We start from the raw sequence: 12,482 nt of genomic DNA on the forward strand, positions 1-12,482 counted from the left end.
TGAGGAACACGTTCATCTGACCTTCCGTCAGATTGGAACGTGTTCTAGTCTGCCGCGCATGGGCATCGGAATCACGCAAGAACAGCGGGAGTTGGCCGAGGCGGTGCGCGGCTGGGTGGCGCGGGCCGTGCCGCCCGAGGAGGTGCGCAAGCTCCTCGACACCCCGCCGCAGGCCGGGGCGCGGCCCGCGTACTGGGACGGGCTCGCCGCCTCCGGGCTGCTCGCCCCGCACCTGGAGGGCGGCACCCTGCTCGACCTCGCCGTCGTCGTGGAGGAGGCCGGGCGGGCGGCGCTGCCCGGGGCCTTCCTCGGCAGCGCACTGGCCTCGGTGCTGCTGCACCGGGCGGGAGCGGCCGAGCTCACCGCCGCGCTGGCCGACGGCAGCCGGGTCGGCGCCGTCGCGCTGGGCCCCGGCAGCCTGACGGCCGTGGCCGTGGAGGGCGGCGGGTACCTGCTCGACGGCACCGCGCCGCCCGTGCTCGGCGCCGGCGAGGCAGACCTCGTACTGCTGGCCGCCGAGGCCGCGCACGGGACCCGGTGGTTCGCGGTGGACGCCGCCGCGCTGGACATCCGTACCCACGAGAGCGCCGACCCCACGCGGCCCACCGCCGAAGTGCACGCCCGCGGGGTCGTCGCCGGGCCCGGCCGGGTGCTGCAGCTGGACGCGGCCCTGGTCCGGGACCTGGCCTGCACGCTCTTCGCGGCCGACGCCTGCGGCACCGCGGCGTGGGCGCTGCACACCGCCGCCGAGTACGCGAAGGTCCGCGAGCAGTTCGGGCGGCCCATCGGGCAGTTCCAGGGCGTCAAACACCTGTGCGCCGACATGCTCGTACGCCTCGAACAGGCGCGGGCGCTGGCCTGGGACGCCGCGCAGGCGATGGAGGAGCCCGCCGAGGTGCGCTCGCTGGTCGCCGCCCTGGCCGCCGGGAGCGCGCTCGACGCCGCCTACACCTGCGCCAAGGACTGCATCCAGATCCTCGGGGGGATCGGCTTCACCTGGGAGCACGACGCCCACGTATACCTGCGCCGGGCCGTCGTGGCCCGGCAACTGCTGGGCTCCGGCGACGGGCACCGCGTACGGGCCGTGCGGTGCGCGGCCGCCGGCGCGCGGCGGGAGCTGCGCCTCGAACTCCCGGCGCAGGCCGAGGCGTACCGGGCGAAGGCGCGCAGCGCCATCGAGGACGCGCGCGGCCTCGACCCGGCCGCCGCCCGCCGGGTGCTGGCCCCCACCGGGTACGCGGCCCCGTACCTGCCGCCGCCGTACGGACTGGGCGCCGGGCCCGTCGAGCAGCTCGTCGTCCAGCAGGAGCTGCGGGCGGCCGGGGTCAAGGTCGCCGACCTCGGGATCGCGACCTGGGTCGTGCCCTCGCTGCTCGCCTACGGCACCGGGGCGCAGCGCGACGCCTACGCGCTGGCGACCCTGCGCGGGGACGTCACCTGGTGCCAGCTCTTCTCCGAACCGGGGGCGGGCTCGGACCTGGCCTCGCTGCGGACCCGGGCGGAGCGCACCGGGGACGGCTCCTGGAGGATCAACGGGCAGAAGGTGTGGACGAGTTCCGCGCACAGCGCCGACTTCGGGATCCTGCTGGCCCGCACCGATCCGGACGCGCCCAAGCACAAGGGGCTCGGCTACTTCGTCGTCGACATGAGGAACAGCCCCGGCATCGACATCCGGCCGCTCAAGGAGATCACCGGCGAGGCCCTCTTCAACGAGGTCTACTTCGACGACGTGCTGCTCCCGGCGGACGCGCTGGTCGGGGCGGCCGACGACGGATGGAAGGTCGCGCGCAACACGCTGGGCAACGAGCGGGTCCACATGGCCGACCAGATGACCTTCGACACCGGCCTGGAGGCGCTGATCGCGCGCAGCGCCGAGCTCGACGGGGCGTACCGGGCGCGGATCGGTGCGCTGGCCGCCGAGGCGCACGCCCTGGCCTGCATCGGGCTGCGCACCACCCTCCAGCAGGTGTCGGGGCTGGAGCCGGGCGCGGGTGCGTCCGTACGCAAGCTCGTCCAGACCCCGCACCAGCAGCGGACCGCCGAGCTCGCGCTCGAACTGCTGGGTCCGGCGGGCGCGGTGTGCGAGGGGGCGGGGGAGAAGGCGGTGCACGGGATGCTCATGTCCCGCTGCCTGACCATCGCCGGGGGCACCACGCAGGTCCAGCTCAATGTCGTCGCCGAGCGGATTCTCGGCCTCCCGAGGGACTGAAGGGACACCAGGGGCATGAAGTCGTACATCGTGGGCGTCGGCATGACGAAGTTCGAGAAGCCGGAGTCGAGGGACTGGCAGTACTGGGACATGGCCAAGGAGGCCGGGTCCGCGGCGCTGGCGGACGCGGGGGTGGACTACGGGCTGGTCGAACAGGTCCCGGTGGGCTACTGCTTCCAGGCCTCCACGGCCGGCCAGCGGGCGGCGTACGAGCTGGGGCTGAGCGGGGTCCCGGTCTACAACGTGAACAACAACTGCGCGACGGGCTCGACGGCGCTGATGATGGCGCGGCAGTTCGTGGAGGGCGGGATCAACGACTGCGTGCTCGCGCTCGGCTTCGAGAAGATGAAGAAGGGCGCGCTGGGGGGCGGGGCCGACGGCGGCGACTTCAAGACCTCCCCGGTGGCCCGGCACTACGGGATCATGGCCGCCGGGCACGGCTTCGAGATGTCGCCGCCGACCGCGCAGATCTTCGGGAACGCGGCGCGCGAGCACATGGAGCGGTACGGGACCACGGCCGCGCAGCTGGCGGCGGTGGGCGCCAAGAACCACCGGCACTCGGCGAACAACCCGAACGCGCAGTTCCAGGACGTGTACACGGTCGAGGAGATCCTGGCGGCGAAGTCGATCCACGAGCCGCTGACGAAGCTCCAGTGCTCGCCGACCTCGGACGGCGCGGCGGCCGCGCTGGTGGTGTCGGAGCGGTTCGTGGTGGAACACGGGCTGCACGACAAGGCGGTGGAGATCGTCGCGCAGTCGATGACGACGGACACGGAGGCGTCCTTCTCCTCCGGCTCCTGCATCGACGTGGTGGGCAAGCCGATGACCGCCGCCGCGGCCCGTCAGGTGTACGAGGCGTCGGGGCTCGGGATCGAGGACGTCGACGTGGTCGAGCTGCACGACTGCTTCTCGATCAACGAGCTGCTGACGTACGAGGCGCTGGGCATGTGCGAGGACGGCTCCGCCGGGAGCCTGGTGGAGTCGGGCGCGACCACGTACGGCGGGCGGTGGGTGGTGAACCCCTCGGGCGGGCTCATCTCCAAGGGCCACCCCCTCGGGGCCACCGGGCTGGCGCAGGCCGCGGAGCTGGTCTGGCAGCTGCGCGGGCAGGCCGGGGCCCGCCAGGTTTCGGGCGCGCGGGTGGGCCTCGCCCACAACATCGGCCTGGGCGGCGCGGCCGTGGTGACGCTGCTGCGGCGCTAGGGCCGGGCCCTGCGGGGCTGTCCCCTACCCGCCCTTCCGCCGTTCCCCGGGCTCTGCCCGGACCCGCGCCTCAATCTCCCCCAGCTACCGCTGGGAGGTGCCCCCGGGCGGGGCTGGAATTGCCCCGCGGGCGTTCAGGGTTCGAGGGCCGGGTCGACCACCGTTTCGCCCATGGACGCGCGGCGGATCGAATCGGCCAGTTCCTCGATCGGGCCGTCCCGTAGGACCAGCCCCGCCGCGCCCGCCTCCAGTGCGGCCTCCCGCAGGCCCGGGTGCGCCGAGCCCGTCAGGACCAGGACCCGGCACTCCGGGTCCTCCCCGAGGAGCTCGGCGACCGCCCCGAGCTCCTCGACCAGCGCCACCGCGGGCCGGGCCAGCGCGGTGGCCACCACCTCGATGTCGGGCTGGAGCCCGAGCCGCACCGCCAGCGCGGCGGCGTCGGGGAACGCCAGCAGCACCCGCAAGGAGCGGGTCGGGCGGTGGTTCACGGGCATCTCGTCCACCCGGCCAGGGTAGGACCCGCTGGTCCGCACCGATCGTGCAACACGCCTGCCTCTGAGTGATTCTGACGTTAAGTCAGGAGTCTTCCCAACTGCTGGGGCGTGCGTTATACATTCCCTCACCGGATACCTAGAACGCGTTCTAGAGTGCCGGTCCCGCATACGACCTCGGTGCGGCCGACGGTGCGGACGGCCGCACCGAGGTCTTCCATTGCGTCGATTTCACAAGACAGGGAGCAGCATCCCCATGCCGATCGATGCCGCCAGGGCCCTCGCCGCCGACCCCCGCCAAGGGGAGATCGCCTGGGACCACAAGGACATCCAGCTCTACCACCTCGGCCTCGGCGCGGGTCTGCCCGCCACCGACCCCGACGAGCTGCGCTACACCCTGGAGTCCAAGCTCCACGTGCTCCCCAGCTTCGCGACCGTCGCCGGCGCGGGCATGGCCATGATGGGCGGCCTCGCGGCCCCCGGCATCGAGGTCAACCTCGCCCACGTGCTGCACGGCGGCCAGTCCATCGAGCTGCACCGGCCCATCCCGGTCAAGGGCCGGGCCGCTTCCACCGCCAAGGTCGCCGCCGTCTACGACAAGGGCAAGGCGGCCGTGGTCGTCCTGCGCACCGAGGTCGCGGACGCCGACGGTCCGCTGTGGACCTCCGACGCGTCGATCTTCGTACGGGGCGAAGGCGGCTTCGGCGGCGACCGCGGCCCCTCCGTCCGGGAGGAGCTTCCCGAGCGGGCCCCCGACCGCGTCGAGGAGCGGACGATCCGCGAGGAGCAGGCGCTGCTGTACCGCCTCTCCGGCGACTGGAACCCCCTGCACGCGGACCCCGAGTTCGCCAAGCTGGCCGGCTTCGACCGGCCGATCCTGCACGGCCTGTGCTCGTACGGGATGACCCTCAAGGCCGTCGTCGACACGGCCCTCGGCGGGGACGTGTCCCGGGTCCGCGCCTACCGGACGCGCTTCGCCGGGATCGTCTTCCCCGGCGAGACCCTGCGGATCCGGATGTGGCAGGAGCCCGCCCGCGTCCTCGTCTCGGTGACCGCCGTCGACCGGGACGACGCGCCGGTCCTCGCCGACACCGTCGTCGAACACCAGTAATACCGACACAAGGGAGCCGCACCGTGCGCGCAGCACTGCAGAGCGAGATCGGCCAGGACAAGCTCGAAGTGGTCGACGACATGGAGGCCGTGGGCTTCGGCCCCGGCAAGGTGAGGATCCGCATCAAGGCCACCGGCCTGTGCCACTCCGACCTCTCCGCCATGAGCGGCGTCCTGCCGCAGCCCGCCCCCTTCATCCCGGGCCACGAGGGCTCCGGCGTGATCACGGACGTCGGCGACGGGGTCACCACCCACAAGATCGGCGACCGGGTGCTCGTCTGCTGGCTGCCGCCCTGCGGGCACTGCCCGTCCTGTCGGCGCGGCCAGGGCCACCTGTGCCTGGAGGCCTTCGGCAACGTCGCCACCGCCAACTTCCGCCGCGCGGGCAGCGACATCTTCGGCTTCGCCGGCACCGGCACCTTCGCCGAGGAGATGGTGGTCCCGGCGGGCTGCGCCGTGCCCATCCCCGACGACGTCCCCTTCGACATCGCCGCGCTGATCGGCTGCGGCGTGACCACCGGCCTCGGCGCGGCCATCAACACCGCCAAGGTCGAGGCCGGATCCTCGGTCGCCGTCATCGGCTGCGGCGGCGTGGGCATCTCCGTCATCCAGGGCGCCAAGGTGCAGGGCGCCGCCCAGATCGTCGCCGTCGACCCCGTCGCCTCCCGCCGCGAGGCTGCGCTGCGCTTCGGCGCCACCGAAGCGGTCGCCCCGGACGCCTTCGGCGACGCCAAGAACCGGATCACCGCGGGCGAGGGCTTCGACTACGTCTTCGAGGTGGTCGGCAAGTCCGCGACCGCGCACACCGCCTACGAGATGACCCGGCGCGGCGGCTCGGTGGTCGTGGTCGGCGCGGGCGCGCTCGACGACAACTACTCGATCAACATGTTCTCGCTGTTCTTCGACGAGAAGAAGATCCTGCCGTCGATGTACGGGGGCGGCGACGTCCTCCGCTCGTACGAGCGCACCATCGCGCTGTGGCGGGCCGGCCGGGTGGACCTGGCGGGCCTGATCACGCACCGGGTGCAGCTCGGCGAGATAAACGACGCCCTCGACCAGATGCGCACCGGCGTCGCCCTGCGCACCTGCATCGAACTCTGACCTGTTTCGAGAGGAACCGTACGGATGTCACTGCCACTTGAGGGACTCTCCGCCATCGTCACGGGCGCCGGCCGCGGTCTCGGCCGGGCGGAGGCGATCGAACTCGCCCGGCTCGGCGCGAGCGTGGTCGTCAACGACTTCGGACAGAGCGGGCGCGACGGCTCCGGGGAGGCCTCGGCCGCCCCGGCGGAGGAGGTCGCCGCCGAGATCCGGGCCGCGGGCGGGCAGGCGGTGGCGCACCTCGGCGACGTGGCCGACTTCGAGCAGGCGCGCGGGCTGGTCGAGCTGGCGGTCGGCAGCTTCGGCAAGCTCGACATCCTGGTCAACAACGCGGGCATCCTGCGCGACCGGATGGTCTTCTCGATGTCGGAGGCGGAGTGGGACTCGGTCATCCGGGTCCACCTCAAGGGCCACTTCAACACCACGCACTTCGCCTCCGTGCACTGGCGGGAGCGGTCGAAGGCGGCCGGCGGCCCGGTCTACGGCCGGATCGTCAACACCTCCTCCGAGGCCTTCCTCGGCGGCTCCGCCGGGCAGCCGAACTACGCCGCGGCCAAGGGCGGGATCGTGGGTCTGACCACCTCGACCGCCCTGGCCCTGGCCAAGTACGGGGTCACGGCCAACGCCATCTGCCCGCGCGCCCGGACCCGTATGACGGAGGACGTCTTCGCGGGCTTCCAGGTCCCGGAGGAGGGCAAGCTCGACGCCCTCGCCCCCGAGCACGTCGCCCCGCTCGTCGGCTACCTGGCCTCGCCCGCCTCGGCCAGGGCGAACGGGCAGCTGTTCGTCGTGCACGGCGGCATCGTCGTCGTGATGGAGCGCCCGAAGGTGGCGGCGAAGTTCGACACCACCAAGGAGGCCTTCTCCTACGAGGAGCTGGACGAGGTCCTCACCCCGCACTACGAGTCCCGCCCGGCGAACGAGACCTTCGCCGCCGCGGAAGTGCTGGGCCTCAAGCACGGCTGACCGCGGCCGGGACCGCGGCCGGGGCTCAGCGCAGCGGGGCCTGTTGCAGGGGGACGGGCCTCGCCGCGGCGGCCGGGACCGGCTCCAGCCGGATCGGCGGCGGCGGGGCCACCGGCAGGCTCATCCCGAGGATCCCGCACGGCACTTCGGCCGTCGCGTACGGGAGGTGCAGCCGGCCCTCCGCGCTCCACAGCCCCGTCCCGCCGAGCCAGCCGACGGGCCCGCCGAGCCGGAACACGTGCCGGTCGGCGGGGCGCCACAGGGCGAGTCCGCCGTCGTCCAGCCGCAGCGCGACCCCGCAGCTCTCCGGCATCAGGGCCTGCCCCGGCTGCACCGCGAACGGCACGGCCGTGGCCCCGTCGGCGCGCAGGCACTCCGGGAACCGCACCGGCCGGGCACTGCCCAGCACCCCCCAGCCCAGGCGCTGTTCGCCCGGGGCGTCGGAGCGGATCAGCAGCAGCCCGCTGTCGGGGTCGGCCAGCAGCAGCCGGTCGGCGCTGCCCTCCGCGATCTGGAGCAGCGGGGAGACCTCGCCGCCGCGGCCCAGGTCCACGGCGACGGCCTTGACGACCCCGTCCAGCTCGCGGTCCAGCGCCAGTATCCGGCCCGTGCGGTCCAGCCAGACCCCGCCGGAGCAGCGTCCGGGGATCCGGGCCACCGGCTCGGGCCCGAACGGGGTGCCGGCCACCTGCCACACGGTGGTCCCGGACTCGCCCGCGGCCAGGGCGAAGGCCCCGCAGCCGTCGGGGGACGGGGGCAGCAGGGTGACCCGTACGTCTTCCCCCTCGGGCACGACCGCGCCCAGCTCCAACTGCCCGGTCCGCGGGCCCGCCGCGGCCCCGCCCGTCGGGTACAGGAGCGCGAAGGCGTGCCGGTCCGCCACCCGCCGGTGGATCAGCACCCGCCCGTCGGCGAGCGGCAGCACCTCGCTGTCCGCCTCCTCGGGCTGTGCGAGCGGCAGCGGTACGGCGTACGGCTCGGGGCCGGTCAGCGTCCACCGCTCCGGGTAGCGCGCCTCACCGTCCCCGGCGAGCCGAGCGGCGTACGAGCCGTCCGCGGCGATGGTGAAGGGGGCCGTCGTCGTGATCTCGATGGCACAGACAGTCATCTGCGCGTCACCTCCGGTTAAGGAAGCTAGTTTTCGCACTTCCTGCCGAACAACACGACTGCTCATGCTTCACACATACGGGTGGCCGGGCGGTGATTCCCCCATGGCCGTGCTGACGATTGTGCTGTGCGATATCGGGGCGTTTAGGGTGAGGAGCTGGTTAGGCTTGCCTAACTGCCGTGTCGCCCCCGATCCCAGGAGTTCTCCCATGTCCCTCCGACGCCGCTCAGCCGCAGCCGTCGCCCTCGCCACCGCCGCCGCGCTCGCCCTCGCCGCCTGCGGCGGCAAGGACGACAAGGCGGGCAAGGACGCCCCGGCCGCGGGCGGCGAGAAGAAGGCCGTCGCCCAGGGCGGCAAGGACTTCTCGGAGGCGGCGAAGAAGACGGCGGCCTTCGGGACCACCTCCGCGGCCGGCCAGTTCCCGCGCACCGTCACCCACGCGATGGGCAGCACGGAGCTCAAGGCCGCGCCCAAGCGCGTCGTCGTCCTGGACGTCGGTGAACTGGACAACGTTGTCTCCCTCGGCATGCAGCCCGTCGGCTACGCGCCCACCGAGGGCGACGACGGCATCCCCGCCTACCTCAAGAAGGACGCGGGCGAGCCCAAGTCCGTCGGCACCATCAACAACCTCAACCTCGAAGCGATCAACGCGCTCAAGCCCGACCTGATCCTGGGCAGCCAGCTCCGCTCCGCCGACAAGTACGACGCGCTCTCCAAGATCGCCCCGACCGTGTTCTCCATCCGCCCGGGCTTCCCCTGGAAGGAGAACTACCTCCTCAACGCGGCCGCGCTCGACAAGACCGCCGAGGCCAAGGCCAAGCTCGACGCCTACCAGGCCAAGGCGAAGAAGCTCGGCGACGACCTCGGCGAGAAGAAGCCGACCGTCACGATGCTGCGCTACATGCCGGGCAAGACCCGCCTGTACGCGGGCGCCTCCTTCATCGGCACGATCCTGAAGGACTCCGGCATCCCCCGCCCGCAGAACCAGCAGGCCGAGGACCTCGCGGTCGAGATCAGCCCCGAGCGCATGGACGAGGCCGCGGCCGACTGGATCTTCACCGGCGTCTACGGCGCCCAGGACAAGACCAAGCGCGACTCCGCCGAGGGCAACCCGCTGTGGAAGGGACTGGAGGCCGTGAAGAAGGGCCAGGCCAAGGACGTTCCGGACGAGACCTGGTACCTGGGCCTCGGCGTGACCGCCGCCGACAAGGTCCTGGACGACCTGCGCGGCTTCCTCGTGAAGTAACGTCCCCGCCCGGCACACGCAAGCCGGCCCGCCCGACCGTCCGGCCGGTCCTCCAAAGGGGGAACGGCCGGGCGGTCGCCACGGACGGTAGCCTTGGCCCGTGCCCCGTCTCTCTGAAGTCATCGCCGCGCTGGACGCTCTCTGGCCCCCCTCGCGGGCCGAGCAGTGGGACGCCGTCGGCACCGTCTGCGGCGACCCCGACGCCGAGGTCTCCCGGGTGCTGTTCGCGGTGGACCCCGTGCAGGACATCGTCGACGAAGCCGTGAAGCTGGGCGCTGACCTGGTCGTCACCCACCACCCCCTCTACCTGCGCGGCACCACCACCGTCGAGGCCGGCACCTTCAAGGGCCGCGTCGTGCACACGCTGATCAAGAACGACATCGCGCTGCACGTCGCCCACACCAACGCCGACACCGCCGACCCCGGGGTCTCCGACGCCCTCGCCGGCGCCCTGGACCTGCGCATCACCGGCCCCCTCGTGCCCGATCCCACCGACCCCGAGGGCCGCCGCGGCCTCGGCCGGATCTGCGAGCTGGACCACCCCGAGACCCTGCGCGAGTTCGCCGCCCGCGCCGCCGCCCGGCTCCCGCGCACCGCGCAGGGCATCCGCGCGGCCGGCGACCCGGACGCGCTCATCCGTACCGTCGCCGTCAGCGGCGGCTCCGGCGACAGCCTCTTCGCGCAGGTCCGCGCCGCCGGCGTGGACGCCTTCCTCACCGCCGACCTGCGCCACCACCCGGTGTCCGAGGCCCGCGAGCAGAGCCCGCTCGCCCTCGTCGACGCCGCCCACTGGGCCACCGAATGGCCCTGGTGCGAGCAGGCCGCCGCGCAGCTCGACGCGATCTCCGAGCGCCACGGCTGGGGTCTTCGCACCCACGTCTCGCGCACGGTCACCGACCCGTGGACGGCCCACGCGCCGTCCGACGTTTCCTCATCTCCCTCTTCTATCTCAGGAGCCCCCAACTGAACGCCGAGCCCGCCGACCAGATCCGACTTCTCGACGTCCAGGCCCTGGACGTGCGGCTGTCTCAGCTCGCCCACAAGCACAAGTCGCTGCCCGAGCACGCCGAGGTCGACTCGCTGACCAAGGACCTCAGCCAGCAGCGCGACCTGCTCGTCGCCGCCCAGACGCAGGCGAGCGACGCCGCCCGCGAGCAGACCAAGGCGGAGCAGGACGTGGACCAGGTGCGCCAGCGCGCCGCCCGCGACCAGGCGCGCCTGGACTCCGGCACGGGCGTCTCCGCCCGGGACCTGGCGAACCTGCAGAGCGAGGTCGTCTCCCTGGCCAAGCGGCAGGGCGACCTGGAGGACGTGGTCCTGGAGGTCATGGAGCGCCTGGAGGCCGCGCAGGAGCGGGTCACCGGCATCACCGAGCGCGTCGCCGCCCTGGAGGCCAAGCTGGCGGACGCCACCGCGCGCCGCGACGCCGCCACCGGTGAGATCGACGCCGAGGTCGCGGGCATCGCCAAGGACCGCGAGGTCATCGTCGCGTCCATGCCGGCCGCGCTGATCGCCCTGTACGAGAAGATCCGCGTCAAGCAGGGCGGCGTCGGCGCCGCGCGCCTGTACCAGCGCCGCTGCGAGGGCTGCCGCCTGGAGCTCGACCTCGCCGAGGTCAACGAGATCAAGGCCGCCGCCCGCGACCAGGTCGTCCGCCACGAGAGCTGCGGCCGCATCCTGGTCCGTACGGCCGACTCGGGCATCTGATGCCGCAGTTTGTCGTCGAGGCCGACGGGGGCTCCCGGGGCAACCCGGGGCCCGCCGGCTACGGCTCGGTGGTCCTCGACCCGGTGACGGGGGAGACGCTGGCCGAGCGCGCCGAGTACATCGGCGTGGCGACGAACAACGTCGCCGAGTACAAGGGGCTCATCGCCGGGCTGAAGGCCGCCCGCGAGCTGTCCCCCGACGCGGTGGTCCTCGTCCGCATGGACTCCAAGCTCGTCGTCGAGCAGATGTCGGGCCGCTGGAAGATCAAGCACCCGGACATGAAGCCGCTCGCGGCGGAGGCGGCGACGATCCTGCCGCGCTCGCAGGTGAAGTACGAGTGGATCCCGCGCGAGAAGAACAAGCACGCGGACCGGCTCGCCAACGAGGCCATGGACGCGGGCAAGCGCGGCAAGCAGTGGGAGCCGTCGGCCTCGTCGGCCGCGCTGGACTCCTCGGCGGCGAGGGCCCTGGCCGGGCCTCCGGGCGATGCGGCGAAGGGTGCCGCGGCCGTACGGGCGGCCCTGGCCTCCGCCTCCGGCGGTGCTACGAGGACCGGCGCGGCCGAGGCCCCGGCCGCCGAAGCGGGCGGCGCCGGTGCGCTGTTCGCCGAGGCCGAGGCGCGCGTGCCCGGTCAGACCGGTGCGCAGCCCGCGCCGGCCGCCGCGAACGGCTGGGGCCCCGACATGGGTACCCCCGCCACCTTCGTGCTGCTGCGGCACGGCGAGACCGCGCTCACCCCGCAGAAGCGCTTCTCCGGCAGCGGCGGCACCGACCCGGAGCTGTCCCCGGCCGGCCGCCGCCAGGCCGCCGCCGTCGCCGGGGCACTGGCCGCGCGGGGCACCGTACAGGCCGTCGTCAGCTCCCCGCTGCGCCGCTGCCGGGAGACCGCCCAGGCCGTGGCCGACCGCCTCGGACTGGAGGTGGTGGTCGAAGAGGGCCTGCGCGAGGTGGACTTCGGCGCCTGGGAGGGGCTCACCTTCGCGGAGGCGCGCGAACGCTTCCCCGACGACCTCCAGGCATGGCTGGACTCCCCGAAGGCGGCCCCGACGGGCGGCGGCGAGAGCTTCATGGCCGCCACCCGCCGCATCTCGGCGACCCGGGACCGGCTGCTGGCCCAGTACGCGGGCCGCACGGTGCTGCTGGTCACGCACGTGACCCCGGTCAAGGTCCTGGTGCGCCTCGCGCTGGGGGCGCCGCCGGAGGCGCTGTTCCGCATGGAGCTGTCGGCGGCCTCGCTGTCGGCGGTGGCCTACTACGCCGACGGCAACGCCTCGGTCCGGCTGCTGAACGACACCTCGCACCTGCGCTGAGGCGCCGTGGGCAAGAAACGGAAGGACCCCC

At 73.3% G+C, this 12,482-nt stretch carries 11 protein-coding genes; 9 read left to right on the top strand and 2 right to left on the bottom strand.

Features of this window, described 5'->3' with window-relative positions:
- Nucleotides 1-58: 58 nt before the first annotated feature.
- Complete coding sequence (locus ACZ7GJ_RS32025) at nucleotides 59-2,209, top strand: acyl-CoA dehydrogenase (RefSeq protein ID WP_470756574.1); 2,151 nt, start codon at nucleotides 59-61, stop codon at nucleotides 2,207-2,209.
- A gap of 15 nt (nucleotides 2,210-2,224) precedes the next feature.
- Nucleotides 2,225-3,412, top strand: coding sequence for a lipid-transfer protein (locus ACZ7GJ_RS32030; RefSeq protein WP_470756576.1), 1,188 nt, complete (start codon nucleotides 2,225-2,227; stop codon nucleotides 3,410-3,412).
- A 134-nt stretch (nucleotides 3,413-3,546) separates the two neighbouring features.
- On the opposite strand, the gene ACZ7GJ_RS32035 is transcribed toward ACZ7GJ_RS32030, so the two are convergent.
- Complete coding sequence (locus ACZ7GJ_RS32035) at nucleotides 3,547-3,906, bottom strand: response regulator (protein WP_470756657.1); 360 nt, start codon at nucleotides 3,904-3,906, stop codon at nucleotides 3,547-3,549.
- A gap of 253 nt (nucleotides 3,907-4,159) precedes the next feature.
- On the opposite strand from ACZ7GJ_RS32035, the gene ACZ7GJ_RS32040 reads away from it, so the two are divergent.
- Genes ACZ7GJ_RS32040 through ACZ7GJ_RS32050 form a run of 3 tightly spaced genes read left to right on the top strand, consistent with a single transcriptional unit; the run spans nucleotide 4,160 to nucleotide 7,080 of the window.
- Nucleotides 4,160-5,014, top strand: coding sequence for a MaoC/PaaZ C-terminal domain-containing protein (locus ACZ7GJ_RS32040; RefSeq protein WP_470756578.1), 855 nt, complete (start codon nucleotides 4,160-4,162; stop codon nucleotides 5,012-5,014).
- A 23-nt stretch (nucleotides 5,015-5,037) separates the two neighbouring features.
- Entirely contained in the window at nucleotides 5,038-6,114 is a 1,077-nt protein-coding gene (locus tag ACZ7GJ_RS32045; RefSeq protein WP_470756580.1) for a Zn-dependent alcohol dehydrogenase, read from the top strand.
- A gap of 24 nt (nucleotides 6,115-6,138) precedes the next feature.
- Nucleotides 6,139-7,080: a 3-oxoacyl-ACP reductase gene (locus ACZ7GJ_RS32050; RefSeq protein ID WP_470756581.1), complete on the top strand. Its 942-nt coding sequence runs from the start codon at nucleotides 6,139-6,141 to the stop codon at nucleotides 7,078-7,080.
- A 25-nt stretch (nucleotides 7,081-7,105) separates the two neighbouring features.
- Here ACZ7GJ_RS32050 and ACZ7GJ_RS32055 read toward each other — a convergent pair whose 3' ends face one another.
- On the bottom strand, nucleotides 7,106-8,188 hold the full coding sequence (locus ACZ7GJ_RS32055) for a hypothetical protein (protein WP_470756583.1): 1,083 nt from the start codon (nucleotides 8,186-8,188) through the stop codon (nucleotides 7,106-7,108).
- Between the two features lie 208 nt (nucleotides 8,189-8,396).
- Here ACZ7GJ_RS32055 and ACZ7GJ_RS32060 point away from each other — a divergent pair, with 208 nt between their 5' ends.
- The 4 genes from ACZ7GJ_RS32060 to ACZ7GJ_RS32075 all read left to right on the top strand — a co-directional run bounded on the left by ACZ7GJ_RS32060 (nucleotide 8,397) and on the right by ACZ7GJ_RS32075 (nucleotide 12,451).
- On the top strand, nucleotides 8,397-9,434 hold the full coding sequence (locus tag ACZ7GJ_RS32060) for an ABC transporter substrate-binding protein (RefSeq protein WP_470756585.1): 1,038 nt from the start codon (nucleotides 8,397-8,399) through the stop codon (nucleotides 9,432-9,434).
- A gap of 100 nt (nucleotides 9,435-9,534) precedes the next feature.
- Nucleotides 9,535-10,401, top strand: coding sequence for a Nif3-like dinuclear metal center hexameric protein (locus ACZ7GJ_RS32065; protein WP_470756587.1), 867 nt, complete (start codon nucleotides 9,535-9,537; stop codon nucleotides 10,399-10,401).
- Nucleotides 10,398-11,141 (top strand): zinc ribbon domain-containing protein, encoded by a 744-nt coding sequence (locus tag ACZ7GJ_RS32070; RefSeq protein WP_365917378.1) that lies wholly within the window; start codon nucleotides 10,398-10,400, stop codon nucleotides 11,139-11,141. The genes ACZ7GJ_RS32065 and ACZ7GJ_RS32070 overlap by 4 nt, the downstream gene beginning before the upstream one ends.
- Entirely contained in the window at nucleotides 11,141-12,451 is a 1,311-nt protein-coding gene (locus ACZ7GJ_RS32075; protein WP_470756589.1) for a bifunctional RNase H/acid phosphatase, read from the top strand. Before ACZ7GJ_RS32070 ends, ACZ7GJ_RS32075 begins: the two co-directional genes overlap by 1 nt.
- Nucleotides 12,452-12,482 lie beyond the last annotated feature (31 nt).

This window comes from Streptomyces sp. NPDC037242 (genome assembly GCF_055604165.1).